The sequence below is a fragment of the Streptomyces sp. TN58 genome (assembly GCF_001941845.1).
Classification (GTDB): domain Bacteria; phylum Actinomycetota; class Actinomycetes; order Streptomycetales; family Streptomycetaceae; genus Streptomyces.
In genome coordinates this window covers 4,086,507-4,102,984 of sequence record NZ_CP018870.1, presented here as the reverse complement: position 1 = coordinate 4,102,984, position 16,478 = coordinate 4,086,507, and the positions used below count along the sequence as shown (strand labels likewise).

13 protein-coding genes, 1 tRNA gene and 1 other RNA gene are annotated in these 16,478 nt (G+C 74.0%); 7 read left to right on the top strand and 8 right to left on the bottom strand.

Annotated elements, in window-relative coordinates; translation table 11 throughout:
• Nucleotides 1-43: 43 nt before the first annotated feature.
• The 5 genes from BSL84_RS18615 to ffs all read right to left on the bottom strand — a co-directional run bounded on the left by BSL84_RS18615 (nt 44) and on the right by ffs (nt 7,589).
• Nucleotides 44-1,531, bottom strand: coding sequence for a N,N-dimethylformamidase beta subunit family domain-containing protein (locus tag BSL84_RS18615; RefSeq protein ID WP_075970775.1), 1,488 nt, complete (start codon nt 1,529-1,531; stop codon nt 44-46).
• Between the two features lie 225 nt (nt 1,532-1,756).
• Nucleotides 1,757-3,565: a hypothetical protein gene (locus BSL84_RS18610; protein ID WP_075970774.1), complete on the bottom strand. Its 1,809-nt coding sequence runs from the start codon at nt 3,563-3,565 to the stop codon at nt 1,757-1,759.
• A gap of 286 nt (nt 3,566-3,851) precedes the next feature.
• Nucleotides 3,852-5,105 (bottom strand): phosphoribosylamine--glycine ligase, encoded by a 1,254-nt coding sequence (purD, locus tag BSL84_RS18605; protein WP_030032782.1) that lies wholly within the window; start codon nt 5,103-5,105, stop codon nt 3,852-3,854.
• A 60-nt stretch (nt 5,106-5,165) separates the two neighbouring features.
• Nucleotides 5,166-7,394, bottom strand: coding sequence for a DNA polymerase III subunit gamma and tau (locus tag BSL84_RS18600; RefSeq protein WP_075970773.1), 2,229 nt, complete (start codon nt 7,392-7,394; stop codon nt 5,166-5,168).
• 100 nt (nt 7,395-7,494) lie between these two features.
• Nucleotides 7,495-7,589, bottom strand: an RNA gene (gene ffs, locus BSL84_RS18595) — signal recognition particle sRNA small type.
• 131 nt (nt 7,590-7,720) lie between these two features.
• On the opposite strand from ffs, the gene BSL84_RS18590 reads away from it, so the two are divergent.
• The 4 genes from BSL84_RS18590 (at nt 7,721) to BSL84_RS18575 (ending at nt 11,289) form a co-directional block, all read left to right on the top strand.
• Nucleotides 7,721-7,805, top strand: a tRNA-Ser gene (locus tag BSL84_RS18590).
• A gap of 147 nt (nt 7,806-7,952) precedes the next feature.
• Nucleotides 7,953-8,168: a type II toxin-antitoxin system VapB family antitoxin gene (locus tag BSL84_RS18585; RefSeq protein WP_030031568.1), complete on the top strand. Its 216-nt coding sequence runs from the start codon at nt 7,953-7,955 to the stop codon at nt 8,166-8,168.
• The gene (locus tag BSL84_RS18580; protein WP_030031567.1) at nt 8,165-8,587 is read left to right on the top strand and encodes a PIN domain nuclease; all 423 of its coding nucleotides are present in this window, start codon (nt 8,165-8,167) and stop codon (nt 8,585-8,587) included. The genes BSL84_RS18585 and BSL84_RS18580 overlap by 4 nt, the downstream gene beginning before the upstream one ends.
• A gap of 278 nt (nt 8,588-8,865) precedes the next feature.
• Nucleotides 8,866-11,289 (top strand): helicase-associated domain-containing protein, encoded by a 2,424-nt coding sequence (locus tag BSL84_RS18575; protein WP_075970772.1) that lies wholly within the window; start codon nt 8,866-8,868, stop codon nt 11,287-11,289.
• Between the two features lie 65 nt (nt 11,290-11,354).
• Here the strand turns inward: BSL84_RS18575 and BSL84_RS18570 are convergent, their stop codons facing one another.
• On the bottom strand, nt 11,355-12,167 hold the full coding sequence (locus BSL84_RS18570) for a VOC family protein (RefSeq protein WP_045320686.1): 813 nt from the start codon (nt 12,165-12,167) through the stop codon (nt 11,355-11,357).
• Between the two features lie 103 nt (nt 12,168-12,270).
• Here BSL84_RS18570 and BSL84_RS18565 point away from each other — a divergent pair, with 103 nt between their 5' ends.
• Both BSL84_RS18565 and BSL84_RS18560 read left to right on the top strand, forming a co-directional pair.
• Nucleotides 12,271-12,876: an HhH-GPD-type base excision DNA repair protein gene (locus BSL84_RS18565; RefSeq protein WP_030031575.1), complete on the top strand. Its 606-nt coding sequence runs from the start codon at nt 12,271-12,273 to the stop codon at nt 12,874-12,876.
• A gap of 66 nt (nt 12,877-12,942) precedes the next feature.
• On the top strand, nt 12,943-13,416 hold the full coding sequence (locus BSL84_RS18560; RefSeq protein ID WP_045320685.1) for a cupin domain-containing protein: 474 nt from the start codon (nt 12,943-12,945) through the stop codon (nt 13,414-13,416).
• On the opposite strand, the gene opcA is transcribed toward BSL84_RS18560, so the two are convergent.
• Both opcA and BSL84_RS18550 read right to left on the bottom strand, forming a co-directional pair.
• On the bottom strand, nt 13,365-14,297 hold the full coding sequence (opcA, locus tag BSL84_RS18555; RefSeq protein WP_075970771.1) for a glucose-6-phosphate dehydrogenase assembly protein OpcA: 933 nt from the start codon (nt 14,295-14,297) through the stop codon (nt 13,365-13,367). The genes BSL84_RS18560 and opcA overlap by 52 nt on opposite strands.
• Before the next feature lie 20 nt (nt 14,298-14,317).
• Nucleotides 14,318-16,009: a helicase HerA-like domain-containing protein gene (locus tag BSL84_RS18550; RefSeq protein WP_079273243.1), complete on the bottom strand. Its 1,692-nt coding sequence runs from the start codon at nt 16,007-16,009 to the stop codon at nt 14,318-14,320.
• Nucleotides 16,010-16,097: 88 nt separating this feature from the next.
• Here BSL84_RS18550 and BSL84_RS18545 point away from each other — a divergent pair, with 88 nt between their 5' ends.
• The gene (locus BSL84_RS18545) at nt 16,098-16,394 is read left to right on the top strand and encodes a type II toxin-antitoxin system VapB family antitoxin (protein WP_008740979.1); all 297 of its coding nucleotides are present in this window, start codon (nt 16,098-16,100) and stop codon (nt 16,392-16,394) included.
• Nucleotides 16,395-16,478: the final 84 nt, after the last annotated feature.

The following is a 16,478-nucleotide window of genomic DNA, read 5'->3' as shown; positions in this document are numbered from 1 at the left end:
GGGCCGCCTCCGGGCCGCCCCTGGGGCGCTCGCGGGGCGTGTGTCAGTCGCGCTTGCAGATCCGGTCGAGGAGGTTGGCCGTGGCCCGCTGCACGCGCTCGTCGACATGCCCGGGGCGGTCGAGGGCCGGGGACCAGGCGAAGGTGCCGGAGGCGAAGACCAGCGCCCCGCTGGGCGCCCGGTAGAGGGAGGTCTCCTGATGGCGGCGCTGGCCCTCGCTGTCGAGGTACGGGGAGTGCGCGAGCAGGATCCGGTCCTCGTGCTCGGGGAGCTGGGTGCGCGGGAAGTACCGGTCGGCCTCGCCCGCGACCAGGCCGGGCAGCTCGTCGTTCTCGCCGGCGCCGGTGGCTTCCCACAGCCAGTGCCCGGCATTGCGCACGATCATCGGCGCGGGCTCGGGGACCCGGCCCGCGTACTGGATGCCGAGCAGCTGCTGCTCCGGGCGGTCGACCTCGCGCCAGAGGCTGGGGCGGCCCGGTCCGCGGCGTTTTCGGCAGGTGAGCAGCCGGTCGGCCACCCCGGAGGGCGAGGGGGCCAGCTCGACCTGCCAGTACATGGTGTTCGCGGAGAGGAACACGAGCGAGGTCCCGTGGCCGCGGGCGCGCTCGACGGTGCGGCGCATCGGCGCCGACCAGTACTCGTCGTGGCCGGGGAAGACCAGGCCCCGGTACCGGGTGGGGTCGACGCGGCCGGCGTGCAGGTCGCGGGTGTCGGCGTAGGCGATGTCGTAGCCGTAGCGCTCGGCCCAGCGGATGAAGTCGTAGGCGTGACCGACGTGGAGGGGCAGTCCGGCGCCCGCGTAGGGGCGGTCGAAGGACACGGTGACGGCCGCGTCCTGCTCGCCGAGGAGGCGGCCCGCCTCGTCCCAGGCGTGGTAAAGGCTGGCGCCGGTCCGGCCGTCCTCCGGGTAGAGGTTGTACGCCTGCCAGGTGATGTCGGGGAGCAGCAGCAGGAGGTCGGCGGGATGGTCGTCGCGGACCGTGAAGGGGATGTGCGAACGGTAGCCGTCGACGGTGGTGAGGACGGCGACGTACGCGCCGACGCTCCAGTACGACGGGACCTGCAGGCGCCAGGACAGCCACCAGTGGTGGCAGGAGACGGTGCGGTCCGCGGCGAGGGGGGCGGGCTGGACGATGCCGGAGAGCCGGGGGCTGGTGGTGATCTTCGAGGCGCCGTCGCCGCCGTAGTGGCCGATCCGGTACACGTCGACGGAGAACTGCTGGGGCGGGTCGACGGTGATGTGGAAGTCGATGGCCTCGCCCGGGGCGACGGCGCCGTCGGAGGCGAAACCCTTGATCTGGCGGTGAACGTCGTCGGCCGTGCGGGGGCCGCCGTTGACGCGGGCCCGGGGGATCTGGCCGGTGCCGGCGGCCGCCGCGGCCGGGTCCACGTACCAGGGGACGACCTGCCCGGTGTCGTCGAAGTAGAGCTCGCTGCCCCGGAACCAGGGCAGGGGGCCCTGTCCGAAGGGGTCGTTCACCGCGTGCGCGAGCGCACCCGACTCCCAACGCCGGATCTGGTCCGTACCCATGACCGCTCCCCTCCCTCGCTCCCCCGGCCGGCGTGCTCCGCCTCGGTGCGTTGCGCCGGTTGCGCGGCGCGCGCGTGGTGCCGGTTTCGTGGCGCCGGTTGCGTCACGCCGGTGCGCCGCTTCTCGGACATCCGCTTCGGGGCATCCAGCCGCGACCGGTCCCAGCACATCACATTACGCACGCACTCCGTCACCGTTCGTCGTGAATTGGCGCGACCGGACGTCTCAGGCGAGGCGGACCGGCTCCTCCGTACGGACGCCCAGGGCCGACAGCCACTCCCTCAGGGGCTCCGGGTCCCCGTCCTCGACCAGGCAGAGCACACGGGGCGCCAGATCGGTCCGGCGGTCGCCGTCGACCAGCAGGACCGGGCCGTCGAGCCAGTCCATGCCGGGTGCGGCCCCGGCCGAGTCCACGGCGGCGCAGCAGACCATCGCCGTCACGTGGTCGGCCAGCAGGTCCCGGCCGCTGCGGGGCGGCTGGAGCGGGAACAGCGGTACGGCGTCCGCGCCACGGGCCTTGCCCGCGGCGCCACCGGCCCGCTCCTCGCGGGCGAGGTCGGCGCTGAGCCGGCCGGCCAGCGCCTCACCGAGCGCCCCGTCCCCCGAGGCGTTCGCGAGACAGTCCAGCACCCGCTCCAGGGTGGGCCCGGCGAAGCCGTCCGCGATGGGATGCGCGGCCCCGGCGGCCTCGATCGTGGCCGGTCCCGCCGCGCCCGAGGGACCCGACGGGGCGGCCGAGCCGGCGGCAGCGGCGGGACCTCCCGAGGCGGCGGAACCGGCGCCGGCCGGGCTCGCGGAGCCTGCCGACGCGGCGGGTCCGGCGGAGCCGTGCGGCCCGGTGGGGCCTGCGGACCCGGCGGGGCGGACCGCCGGGCCGGCGAGGGCGTCCAGTGCGGCGTGCAGGCGGGCCGCCTCGGCACGCCATGTGCGGTCCACGACCTCCTCCGGATAGGCCGCCCACTCCACCGGCGACCAGTCCGGTCCGGCCTCGGCCGGGCCTCCGTGGAAGAGCCGGGCCGCCAGCAGCGAGGTCTCCTCGTCGATCACGCCGGGCTGCTCCAGCAGGTCGCAGGCGGGCCGCTCGCCGAGCCGCGAGGTGAAACCGTCGGCCAGCCGGTCCCGCCTCGACAGCTCGGTCAGCGCCGAGACCACCCCGGCGTCCAGGTGGGCAGGCCAGCGTCCCATCCGCCAGGCGGGCAGCGCCACCCGGGTCAGCAGCCGGTCCCACCCCGCATAAGCGAGGCCGACCTGCTCCTGCGCGACGATGCGCAGCCCGTAGTCCACGTCCTGTGCGCGGTCCGACGCGGCGGCGGCCACCCCGCGCTCCATCTCGGCGGCGTCCGTCCTGCACAGCCTCAGCAGCAGCCGGGCCGGCGCGGCGATCCAGCCGAGGCCCCGTCGCCCGCCGACGTCCACGGCCGCGTCCAGGCCCCGCACGAAGCCGCGCGCGTCGGCTATGTCCGGGTGCGCGGAGGGCCCCGTACCGGCGACGACCGGGGCGAGCACCGCCCGCAGCTCCGCGACCCGCATCCACCACAGGAACGGCGAGCCGATCACCAGCACGGGGGCCGCACCCGGCGCGGACTGGGGGCCGCCGGCTATGCCGCCCCGGCGGTGGGCCGCATGGGCGCGGTCCTCCAGCCAGCTGTCGCAGTCCGGCGTCAGGGCTATGGCGGAGGGCGGCGGCACGTCCATCCGCTCGGCCAGGTCCCGCACGAGGCGGTAGAGATCGGGGGCGGCCGCCTCGGACAGCGGCACCGTCGGCGTCACCGCCGGGCTCGCCCGCAGCACCACCGCGGCGAAGATCCCGGCGAGGAGCAGCACCAGTGCGGCGACAGCGCACACCACGAGCGTCACGGCGGCCCAGGGCTCGCCGGACAGCCGGCCCGTCGCCCTGGCGGTCACCAGGACCACGGCGAGGGCGGCGGGCAGCAGCGCCGCGGCCAGGGCCCGGCTGCGCACGCGCAGCACGGCGAGAGCGCGGGACCGCGCGGACGGAACGCCCGCCTCCATGGTCGAACCGAATCCGGACACGGCCGGTCTCACCCCCTCTGCCCTGCGGCTGCGTTGCTCACTCCCCCACTGTGACACCCGCCACTGACATCGCAAGGTCGGTGGGCCAAGTGCCGGAATGCTTGCGCCGCACCCTAGTTGGGGCACGCCCGGCCGTCAGGCAGACGAGGTGACGATCACCCGATGGAATGGCTTTGGGTAAAGCTGGGTGCGTTCGAACGAGGCCGGATGCAGTCGCACGCGCACACGCCCGCGGGCCCGGGCGCGAGAGGTGCGCACCGGGCCCGCGGGGCTGTCGAACCGCTGCTCAGCCGAGGCCGGCCGCCTTGGCGGCGATGTCCGTACGGTGCTGCGAGCCGTCCAGCCGGATGCGCGCGACCGCCCTATACGCCTTCTCCCGCGCCTGCGCCAGATCGGAACCGGTCGCCGTCACCGACAGCACGCGGCCGCCCGCGCTGACGACGGCGTCGCCCTCGCGCCGGGTCCCCGCGTGCAGCACGTACGCGTCGGGCGCGTCCTCGGCGGCCACCTCGGCCAGGCCCTCGATCGGGTCGCCGGTCCGGGGGGTGTCGGGGTAGTTGTGCGAGGCGATCACGACCGTGACGGCCGCGTCCTCGCGCCACACCAGCGGCGGCTCGTCGGCCAGGGTGCCCTTGGCGGCGTGCAGGAGCACCCGCGCCAGGGGGGTGCGCAGCCGGGCCAGGACCACCTGGGTCTCCGGGTCGCCGAACCGGGCGTTGAACTCGATGACCCGGGTCCCGCGGCTGGTGATCGCCAGGCCCGCGTAGAGCAGCCCGGAGAAGGGGGTGCCGCGGCGGCGCAGCTCGTCGACGGTCGGCTGGAGCACGAGCTCCATGACCTCGTCGACCAGCTTCGGGTCGGCCCAGGGCAGCGGGGAGTAGGCGCCCATGCCGCCGGTGTTGGGGCCCTGGTCGCCGTCCAGGGCGCGCTTGAAGTCCTGCGCGGGCTGGAGCGGGACCACGGTCACGCCGTCGGTGACGGCGAAGAGGGAGACCTCGGGCCCGTCGAGGTACTCCTCGATGACCACGCGGTCGCAGGCCAGCGCGTGGGCGCGGGCCGCGGCGAGGTCCTCGGTGACCACGACGCCCTTGCCGGCCGCCAGACCGTCGTCCTTGACGACGTAGGGGGCGCCGAAGGCGTCGAGGGCCGCGTCCACCTCCTCCGGGGTGGTGCAGACGTAGCTGCGCGCGGTCGGGACCCCGGCCGCCGCCATCACGTCCTTGGCGAAGGCCTTGGAGCCTTCGAGCTGCGCCGCTTCGGCGGACGGGCCGAAGACCGGGATGCCCGCGGCGCGCACGGCGTCGGCGACGCCGGCGACCAGCGGGGCCTCCGGGCCGACGACGACCAGCTCGGCGCCGAGGTCGGTCGCGAGAGCGGCGACGGCTTCGCCGTCGAGGGCGTCGACCGGGCGGAGCTCGGCCACCTCGGCGATGCCGGCGTTGCCGGGAGCGCAGTACAGCGCGGAGACGTCGGGGTCGAGGGACAGAGAGCGGCACAGGGCGTGTTCGCGGGCGCCGCCGCCGATGACGAGGACCTTCACGCTGCTCAGCCTAGCCCGGACGGCGGGGCGGGATTCGTGCGGCCACCCAATCCGGACGGCCTACTCGTTCGTGTATTCCTCCACAACGGTGGCTCCGAGCTCCCGCACGATCAGGTCGTGTCCGGTCAGCGCGCTCTCGACGAGGTCGGGGTCGTCGTCCTCCGCGAAGTCGTCCTCGGGAGCCACCGGCGGGGGCGCCTGCTGTACGGGCGGCGGCGGCGCGGCGACCGACTGCCGGGGCTGCTGGGACTGCTGCTGCGGCGGCGTGGACGGAGCCTGTGGGGCCTGCGCCTGCTGCGGCGGGGCGGGCGGCGGGCTGTAGGCGGGCGGGCTGTAGGCCGGCGCGGGCGCTGAGGGCGCTCCGTACGCCGGGCCCGGGCCGCCCGCCGGAGCGGGGGAGCCGCCGCCCACGACGGCGTCGATCTTCCAGTTGACCTGGAACTGCTCGGCCAGGACCGCCTTGAGCACGTCCTCACTGCCGCTGCTCGCGAAGTTGTCGCGGGCTCCGGCGTTGGGGAAGCCGAGCTGGAGGGTGGTCCCGTCGAAGCCGGTGACCTGGGCGTTCTGGCTGAGGAGGATCCAGGTGAAGCGGCGGCGGTTCTTGACGGCCTCCAAGACGCCGGGCCACATCGCCTGGACCTGTCCGGCACCGGCCGCCATGCCGGGTGAGGGCGCGGGCGCTGCCGCCGGGGCGGGAGCCGCCGGGGCCTCGGTGGCCGGAACGTGCGCGGGTACGGGCGCACCCTGCCCGGGGGCGGCCGCGCTGGGCCACGCGCCGGGTGCGGGGGCACCGGCGGCGGGCCGGGTGGCAGCCGGGGCCCCGCTGCCGGGCTGCGCGGCTCCGGGCCACGCGCCGGGCACGGGGGCGGCCGGGGCAGGAGCGGGCGGGGCGGCGGGCGCGGCCTGTGGCTGCGCCGGGGGAGCCGCGGCCGGCGCAACCGCCTGGACGGGGGCCTGGACGGCGGCGACCGGCGCCGCGGGAGCCGGCGCGGAGATCGCGGCGGCAGCGGCGGCCCGCGCGGCGGCGGGCCCTCCGCCGGGCCCGGCGGGCGCCATGGTGTGCGCCTCGGGCCCGGGGACATAGCCCATCGCGGGGGCCACGGCCGGCGGCCCGGCGGCGAAGGCGGCGGCTCCGCCGCGCTCCAGGCGGTCCAGACGGGCCTGGAAGGACCGCTCGTCGTCGAAGGCGGCGGGAAGCAGCACGCGGGCGCAGATCAGCTCCAGCTGGAGCCGGGGCGAGGTCGCGCCCCGCATCTCGGTCAGGCCGGCATTGACCAGGTCGGCGGCGCGCGACAGCTCGGCCGCGCCGAACACCGACGCCTGGGCCTGCATCCGCTCCACGACATCGGCGGGGGCGTCGATCAGCCCCTTCTCCCCGGCGTCGGGCACGGCGGCGAGGATGACCAGGTCGCGCAGCCGCTCCAGCAGGTCGGCGACGAACCGGCGCGGGTCGTTCCCGCCCTCGACGACGCGGTCGACGACCTCGAAGGCGGCCGCGCCGTCCCCGGAGGCGAAGGCGTCGACGACGGAGTCGAGCAGCGAGCCCTCGGTGTAGCCGAGCAGGGAGGTGGCCATGGCATACGTCACACCCTCCTCGCCGGCGCCGGCGAGGAGCTGGTCCATGACGGACATCGAGTCACGCACGGAACCCGCGCCGGCGCGCACGACGAGCGGCAGCACACCGTCCTCGACCCGGGCGCCCTCCCGGCCGCAGACCTCGCCCAGGTACTCGCGGAGGGTCCCGGGCGGGACCAGCCGGAAGGGGTAGTGGTGCGTCCGCGACCGGATGGTCCCGATCACCTTCTCCGGCTCGGTGGTGGCGAAGATGAACTTGAGGTGCTCCGGCGGCTCCTCGACCACCTTCAGCAGGGCGTTGAAGCCCGCCGAGGTGACCATGTGGGCCTCGTCGATGATGTAGATCTTGTAGCGGCTGGACGCCGGACCGAAGAAGGCCTTCTCGCGCAGGTCGCGGGCGTCGTCCACACCACCGTGCGAGGCCGCGTCGATCTCGATGACGTCGATGGACCCCGGCCCGTTCCTGGCGAGGTCGCGGCAGGACTGGCACTCCCCGCAGGGAGTCGGGGTGGGACCCTGCTCACAGTTCAGGCACCGGGCGAGGATGCGCGCGCTGGTGGTCTTTCCACACCCGCGCGGCCCGCTGAACAGGTACGCGTGATTGACCCGGTTGTTCCGCAGGGCCTGCATCAGGGGTGCAGTGACATGCTCCTGACCGATGACCTCGGCGAACGACTCGGGGCGGTAGCGGCGGTACAGCGCAAGGGACGACACGTCTACGAGGTTATCCGGGCCCACCGACAACAGCGGCCCGCCGACGCCACCGGGCCCGGAGGGCTGCACCCCGGGCCCTCCGCGCAAGGCCCCGGGAACGCAAAGGGCCCCCCACGCACCCGCCAGAGCCCACTTACCCTTGCTGCCTTCCGGCCCTGGGGGAGTTGGGTGAGATAGCGCCACGTGAGGGGCTGGGCCCCACCCTAGCGGATCCGCACCCCCGGAATCGACCCCGCCCCCGTCCCGGCACCCGCGCCGCCCCCGCCGGATCCCCTCCGGACGATCACGTTCGCGAGCACCCCTCCGCGTCTTGTATTGTTTGCGGCGGAGGATTCGCCTAGAGGCCTAGGGCGCACGCTTGGAAAGCGTGTTGGGGGCAACCCCTCACGAGTTCGAATCTCGTATCCTCCGCAGCCGCCTGAAGAGGCGAACCGAAGGTCCCGACCGCTCAGCGGCCGGGACCTTCGTCGTTCCGTGGTTGCATGCCGACGTGAATCCATGACATCGATGAACCACGAGAGATATACTTGTTTCCATAGTTGATATACGGAGGTGCGCATGAGCCGGACAGTCATAGACCTCGATGACGAGCTGCTGGCAGACGTAGCCAAAGCCCTGGGCACCAGTACCAAGAAGGAGACGGTCAACACAGCCTTGCGCGAGGTACTGGAGAACAGGCGGCGGGCGCTGGCCCTGACCCGCCTGCGCGCCGCGGCCGACGAAGGCGCGTTCGATCTGACGCTCTTCGAGGACAAGCGGAACTACCGACGGTGAACGCCGCGCTCTACCTGATCGACACCAGCGCCCTCGCCCGGTTCATGCGGGGCGACGCGGAGCAGTACGGCTGGGACCAGGCAGCGGCCGCCGGCCTGATCGCCACGTGCCCGATCACGGAGCTGGAGTTCTTCTACAGCGCCCGATCGGCCGCCGACCGGGCACACGGCATCGAGGACATACGGCTGCTCTTCGGCTGGGTCCCCGTCGACGACCGCGCTTACGACCGGGCCTGGCAGGTCCAGGAGGCCCTCACCAAGCAGGGCAGGCACCGCAGCGCAGGCGCAGTCGATCTCGTCGTCGCAGCGACCGCCGAGCTGCAGGGGCTTACCCTCCTGCACTGCGACCACGACTTCGAAGGCATCGCCGCACTAACCGGCCAGCCCCTCCAGTGGTACGGCCCGGAGGGGCGTAAGTAGTCGAGCAGTGGTTTGCAGTCCTGGTTGCATCCGCCTCCGTCCGTCTGCCTCCGTCCGGGGCCGTCCGGAAGGAGGCGGTGCACGAACTCCGCCGCAGGTCAGGACGGGCATGACCCGCCAGACGGGCGTACCGCGGCGAACCGAACCGCCGGGTGTCCGTGCCCGGAAAGGGGGGTCCTTTCCGGAACGGCATCTGCGGGTCCCGGCGGCGGGACATCCTGGAAGCCTGCGGCGAGCCCGCACACTGCCACGGTCCCGACCCCGCGAGGTACGACAGCATGAAGTCCCAGTCGGCGCTCACGACATGGCTCGCCAGCCTCGACAGCCGCCGTCTGGAACGGGTGCTGGAGACGCGGAGGGATGCCATGGGCGCCCCGGAGCCGCGCTCGCTGGGAGAGCTGGCCGACCGCCTTCAGCGCCCGGCATCGGTGGCGCTCGCCCTGCCGTGGCTCGCGCTGCCGCACCTCCAGGTCGCCGAAGCCCTGGCGGCGCTGCCCGCGCCCGCGTCGCGCGGCGCCCTCGCGAAGCTGCTGAGGGTGGCCGGCGACGACGCCGACCGGGCGCTGGCGGCCGTGCTGGAGGCGCTGGCCGATCGTGCGCTGGTCTGGCCGGACGACGCGGCCGGACTCCACACGGCCGGACCCCTGCGGCAGGCGTGGGACGCACCCCTGGGACTGGACGCACCGCTGGAGGAACTGCTCGCGGACACGACCTCCGACGAACTGCGCGGCATCCTGCTGACCTTGGGCGTCGAGCCGCCGGACGGCGCGGCACAGCGTCTGGTGGCCCTGGTGGAGCACCACAGCGCCCCCGAGAGGATCCTCGCCCTGACCGCCAGGGCTCCTGCGGTGACCCGGAAGCTGCTCGAAGCCCGAGCGGGCGCCGGGCCGGCGGAGCCCGCGCAGTTCGCCGTCTTCGGGAGCCGGGGCGCCGACCTCGAAGCGGGCGCCCGCTGGGCCGTGGATCGGGGGCTCCTGGTCCCGGACCTCTACGGCTACGGCCCGGCCCGTATGCCCGCCGAGGTGACGCTCGCGCTGCGCGGGCCCGGCCGGCACGCGCCGTTCCAACCCCTCCCGCCGTCCCCCCGAACGGTGTACGTCACCCCGCGAGAGGTGGACCGCGAGGCTTCGGCCGCGGCCGCGGCGTTCGCCGCCCACGCCGCCTCGATCCTGGCCGCCTGCTCCACGACCCCGCCGGCCAGGCTGAAGTCCGGTGGAGTCGGTACGCGCGAACTGGCCAGGCTGGGCAAGGCGGCCCAGGCCGGCGACGCCGTCGTACGCCTCACTCTGGAGACGGCGCATGCCGCCGGGCTGCTGGCCGCGGACGGCGACCGCGTGCCTCCCACCGAGGCGTACGACGCCTGGGCCGAGCAGGAGCCGCCGGAGCAGTTCGCCGTACTGCTCCAGGCATGGCGGAACCTGCCGCTCACCCCCACCCAGGCGCGCGACGGGGACGGCAAGGCTCTGCCCGCACTCGCCGGCGCGCCGCCGTGCAGCGGCTGTCTACAGGCCCGGCAGGGACTGCTCGACGCCGCCGCGGCCCTCCCGGCGGCGCAGGGTGTGGAGGTCGCGTCGGATCTGGGGCCGCTGATCGCCTGGCATCGGCCCCTCGCCGACCCGTCGCCGGACGGGACGCCGTTCGCCACCCTGATCCGGGAGGCCGAAATCCTCGGCGTCATCGCCCGCGGCGCCCTGTCCGCCCACGGCATCCACCTGCAGACCGGCGACGAGGAGGGGGTCGAGGTCGAGTGCCGTCGGCTGCTGCCCCGAGCCACGGCGACGGCCCGGATCGGCGCCGACCTCACCGCCGTCGTCACCGGCACACCGTCCGCGCGGCTGGCCTCCCTCCTGGACTCGGTCGCGGACCGGGAGACCAGCGGCACGGCGTCGGTGTGGCGGTTCAGCGCCCGCAGTGTCCGCCGGGCCCTGGACGCGGGCCGTGCTCCCGAGGACATCACGGCCGGCCTGGCCGACGTCGCGGCCGGACCGCTGCCGCAGCCGCTGTCGTATCTGATCGCCGACACGGCACGCGGTCACGGGCGGGTACGCATCGCCCCCGCCGCCTGCGTCCTCCACGGCGGCGAGCCCGCGCTCCTCGCCGAACTCGCCGCCCACCGCGGACTGGCCAAGCTGGGGCTACGGCAGTTGGCGCCGACCGTGCTGGTCAGCCGGAGCCCGCTCGACACGACGCTGTCCGCGCTCCGGGCCGCGGGATACGCCCCCGTCGCCGAGACGGCCGAGGGCACGCTGCGCATCGAGAAAGACCGGCCGACCCGGGCCGCCGCCGTACCGGCCCCGCGCGGCCGCGGCCAGGGCAGCGGCGGCCGGACAGCCGCCGCGCACCCGGCGCGGGAAACCCCCGGCCTCGGCCCGGCGGCGTTGGCGGCACGGCTGCTGGCCGCCCCGGCCACGCTCCCCGATCCGGCACCGTTCACGGGAGGACCGCCCTTCGGCACGGACACCGAGGAGATCGTCTCAGGGTGGGCGAAGCTCCTGACGTACAGCGACGTCCGCCAGCTCGCCCACGCCGTCGACACCGGTGGCGCCGTCACCGTCGAGTACGTCGCGGCCTCGGGCAACCGGACCGTGCGCACCCTCAGCGACCTCGAACTCGATCCGCCGTACCTCGAAGCCTGGTGCCACCTGCGCAGCGACGAACGCGTCTTCACCCTCTCCCGCATCCACGGCGTCATGCCCGCGTAGCCGGACCGTCCCGCAGAGCCTGCCGGGTCGTGCCGTGGCGGCGCGGCCCGGTGGCTCGGGGCGGGTCAGCCGAAGGTGGGCATCTCGCCGACCGTCGTCGACATGTCGATCACCGCGAAGGCCGCGCCCTGCGGGTCCGTGACCGCCGCGAAGCGGCCGAACGGGCTGTCCATCGGTCCGAAGTGCAGCTTCCCGCCGTGCTTCTGGGTCTTCGACACCGCCTCGTCGCAGTCCGGGACCGCGAAGTAGACCTGGATGTACGGCGGCAGCTCCGGCGGGAAGTCGTCGTCCATCTTCATCCGGCCCAGCACCGGGCGCCCCGGCGCGCCGACGCTGAAGACCTTGAAGTCCACGTCGGCCATCTCCGGGTCGTCGCCCGGGTCCATCTGCTCCGCGGCGTACGGGAAGACCTTCGTCAGGAAGGCGTCCGGCTTGGCCGGCTCCCGGGTGAAGACCTCCGCCCAGGCGTAGGAACCCGGCTCGCCCATCTTGTCGAAGCCCTTGTGCTCACCCGGCTGCCACACACCGAAGACGGCGCCGCTCGGCTCCTTCGCGATGAGCATCGTGCCGAAGGCGCCGACCTGCATCGGGCCCATCAGGACCTCACCGCCGTTGGCGGTCACCTTCCCGGCGGTGGCCGCCGCGTCGGGCGATGCGAGGTACAGGCACCACTGGGAGGGGGCCTCGACCCCGGGCATCGGCGGTACGACGGCCGCGACGGCCTTGCCGTCCGAGTAGGCCTGCGTGTAGTTGCCGTACTCGGTGCTGGACTCGCCGAAGGTCCAGCCCAGCACGTCGCCGTAGAAGGTCTTGGCGCCCTCCACGTCCGTGAACATCGCGTCCACCCAGCACGGCGCGCCTTCGGGGAACTCCTGCATGATCGATCGACTCCTCGGCTCGTTCGCTGATGTCGTCGTACTCACGCTAGGCGCGTGGTGTGCCGACCGCGCGGGGAGCGCGCCCGCGCGGGACGCTGGAGCCATGGACAAGGACATCACCATCCGGCTGGCGCAGCAGCCCGAGGCCGACGCGCTCCTCGGCCGGAGCCCGCTCGCCGCGCTCGTCGGAATGCTGCTGGACCAGCAGGTGCCGATGGAGTGGGCGTTCTCGGGGCCCTGGACGATCGCCCGGCGGATGGGCGCGGACGACCTCGACGCGCACGCCATCGCCGCGTACGACCCGGAGGCCTTCGCGGCCCTGCTCTCCGAGAAGCCGGCCGTGCACCGGTACCCGGGCTCGATGGCGACGCGGATCCAGCGGCTGTGCGCCTACCTGGTGGAGCACTACGGCGGGAGCGCCGAAGCCGTGTGGGCCGACGCCGCGACGGGGCGGGACCTGCTGGCGCGCCTCAAGGCGCTGCCCGGCTTCGGGGAGCAGAAGGCACAGATCTTCCTCGCCCTGCTCGGCAAGCGCTTCGGGGTGCGGCCGAGCGGGTGGCGGGAGGCCGCGGGCGGCTACGGCCAGGCGAACGTCTACCGTTCGGCGGCCGACATCACCGGGCCGGAGTCCCTGGCCAAGGTGCGGGCGCACAAGCAGGAGATGAAGGCGGCGGCCAAAGCCGCCGCCGCCAAGGCCCCGAAGGGGTGACCGACCGGCCCCACACGGTCCTGATCGAGCCCTGATCGCGGTCGATCAGGGCCGTAGGTTGGGGACATGACACAGATCGCGACCCGCGCCGCCACCGCCGAAACCGTCCGGGACGCCCCCGGCAGCCTCATCACCCTCCTGACCGACACCGCCGAACTGACCTGCAACACCGCCTCCTTCGAGGAGGGCGCGGCAGGCGCCCCGGTGCACTTCCACACCAGGGCCACGGAGTTCTTCCACGTCACCGCCGGACGCCTCGACGTCCTGGTCGGCGACGAGGTCCAGACCCTGGAGGCCGGCGACTTCATCGCGATCCCGCCGGGCGTCAAGCACGCGTTCGCCCCCGCCGCCGGCCACACGGCGAGCGTCTTCGTCGGCTTCACCCCCGGCATGGGCCGCTTCGACTACTACCGCCTCCTCGGACGGGTCCACGCGGGCGAGGCCACCGTCCAGGACATCAGGGACAGCTCGGCGACCTACGACAACCACTACGCCGAGAGCCCCGCCTGGGCCGGCCGCCGCCGCAGCGCGGAGCCGTAGACCACGTCCGCGTCGAGGCGGCGCAGCTCCTCCGCGATCAGTTCGGCGCCGCTGCGGACCTTCAGGGCCACCCTGCGGTCGGGGCTGCCCGGCAGGATCAACGTGGCCAGCGCGCCCGCGGGCCGGTCCACCCGGATCTCCCCGCCCGTGGTGCGCAGCACCACGCCGGTGACGACCGGGCCCGCGGTCGCGACCCGGTCCACCGGCACCCCGAGCCGGTCCTCCAGCCAGCGCGCCAGCAGCTCGGCGCTCGCGTTGTCCGGCTCGCTCTCCACCGCCGCACCGGTCACCGGCAGCGGCTTCTGGTCCAGGGCGGCGGCGAGCAGGGCCCGCCACGGCGTCAGCCGGGTCCAGGCCAGGTCGGTGTCGCCGGGCTGGTAGCCGGCGGCCCGCTCGTCGAGCACGCCCACCGGGTCGACAGCGGCGGCCGCGTCGGTGATGCGGCGCTGCGCGAGCGCGCCCAGCGGGTCCCGTGCCAGGTCGGCGGGGGCGTCGCCGGGCCACCAGGCCACCACCGGCGCGTCCGGCACCAGCAGCGGCAGTACGACCGACCCGGCCTGCTCGGTCAGCGCCCCGTGCAGGCGCAGCAGTACGAGTTCGCCGGTCCCGGCGTCCGACCCGACCCGCAGTTCGGCGTCGACCCGGCTGGCGCGAAGCTTGTGCGGGCCGCGCGAGACCCGCTTGATGACCGCGATGATGCGGCAGGGATGCTCGCGCGAGGCCTCGGAGGCCGCGCGTACGGCGTCGTAGGCGTTCTCCTCGTCGGTGACGACGACGAGCGTCAGCACCAGCCCCATGGTGGGGCTGCCTATCGCCCGGCGTGCTGCGAGCAGGGCCCGGTTGACCTTGCTGGACGTGGTGTCGGTGAGTTCAGTCCGCATGGGGCGAGTCTGTCACCGCGTCATCTGCGCCTGCGCGCCGTACCGAAGACGGAGCGCGAGATCTCCCGGCCCAGCTGGGTACCGACAGAGCGGGCCAGCGAGCGGAACAGCCCGCTGCCCACCACCTGCTCGGCCAGCGAGGGCTCCTCCCTCGGCGCGCCGCGTCCGGCCGCCCGCGCGTGCTCCTTCTGCGCCGCCTCGGCGTGCTTCCGCGCCGCCTCCGCCTCCTTCTCGGCCTCGGCCGCCGTGGCGGCCGCCTCCGCCCGGGCCTCCGCCGCGGCCTGCTCGGCGCTGATCTTCTCGTACGCCGACTCGCGGTCGACGGGCTGCGCGTAGCGCGGCCAGAGGGGCGAGGCATGCACGGCCCGCTCCAGGCCGGCGGCCCCGATGGGGCCCATCAGCGACTGCGGGGCGCGCAGCCGGGTCGCGGCGACCGGGGTGGGGGCGCCGTTCTCGCTGAGCACGGTGACGACCGCCTCGCCGGTCCCCAGTCCGGTGAGCAGTTCCTCAAGGTCGTAGGCGGAGTGCGGGAAGGTCTTCACCGTCGCCTTCAGCGCCTTGGCGTCGTCGGGGGTGAAGGCGCGCAGGGCGTGCTGCACGCGGTTGCCGAGCTGGCCGAGCACGTCGGCCGGAACGTCCTTGGGGGTCTGGGTCACGAAAAAGACGCCGACGCCCTTGGACCGGATCAGCCGGACGGTCTGGGTGACCGACTGGAGGAAGGCCTTCGAAGCCCCGTCGAAGAGCAGGTGGGCCTCGTCGAAGAAGAAGACGAGCTTGGGCCTGTCCAGGTCGCCGACCTCGGGCAGGTCGTTGTAGAGGTCGGCGAGCAGCCACATCAGGAAGGTGGAGAAGAGCTGCGGCTTGTCCTGGACCGCCGGGAGCTCCAGTACGGAGACCACCCCGCGTCCGTCGGCGGCGGTACGCAGGAGCTCGCCGGTGTCGAACTCGGGCTCGCCGAAGAACTCCGTGGCGCCCTGGGCCTCGAAGGCGGTCAGCGCCCGCAGGATCACCCCCGCGGTCACGGTGGACAGGCCGCCGATGCCCTTGAGTTCCGCCTTGCCCTGGTCGGAGACGAGGAAGGCGACGACGGCGCGCAGGTCCTTGAGGTCGACCAGCTCCAGGCCCTTGGTGTCGGCGTAGTGGAAGATCAGGCCCAGGGACTGTTCCTGCGTCTGGTTGAGCTGGAGCACCTTCGACATCAGCACCGGGCCGAAGGCGGTGACGGTCGACCGGACCGGGATGCCGGGGCCGATCCCGCCCAGAGAGTAGAACTCGCCCGGGAATCCGGTGGGCTCCCAGTTCTGGGCCACCTGCCGGGCCCGTTCGCCGACCCGTTCGCCGGGCGTGCCGGGGGCCGTGATGCCCGAGACGTCGCCCTTGACGTCGGCGAGGAAGACGGGGACGCCGTTGGCCGACAGCTGCTCGGCGATGAGCTGGAGCGTCTTGGTCTTGCCGGTGCCGGTGGCACCCGCGACCAGTCCGTGCCGGTTGAGCATGGACAGGGGGATGCGGATCTGGCGGTCGGGCAGGCACGTGCCGTCCCAGAGGAGGGCTCCCAGATCGAGCGCGGGCCCGGTGAAGGCGTAGCCGGCGGCGATCCGCGCCGCGGGGTCCGCCGGATCTGTCGCGTCCACCTTGGTCGCCCGGTCCGGCTTGTCCGCCGGGTCCGTCCTGGCCGCCTCAGCGGCGGTGTCGTCGGTGCTCTCGCTCATGGATCACTCCCCATATGGCAGTGTTCACCACTTTTGCACCGCCCTTGCGAGGCTGCGCCCGCAGGCGCGGGCCCGGTAGGCTTTCCGTGTGATCTTCAAGCGCATCGGAAGCGGGCGGCCGTACCCCGACCACGGCAGGGAAACCACCCGGCAGTGGGCGGACGTCGCGCCGCGCCCGGTCCGGCTCGACCAGCTCGTGACGACCAAGGGCCAGCTGGACCTCGAAACGCTGCTCGCCGAGGACTCGACGTTCTACGGCGACCTCTTCGCCCACGTCGTGAAGTGGCAGGGCGACCTCTACCTGGAGGACGGGCTGCACCGCGCCGTCCGCGCGGCCCTGCAGCAGCGCCAGGTGCTGCACGCCCGCGTCCTCGAAATGGACTGAGCGCTTCGCGTAGATTGCGCCTTTCGGGTCACCATTGACCTATCAGCAGATCATTTAGTAGGCATCGCCACCGGGTCGCATTAC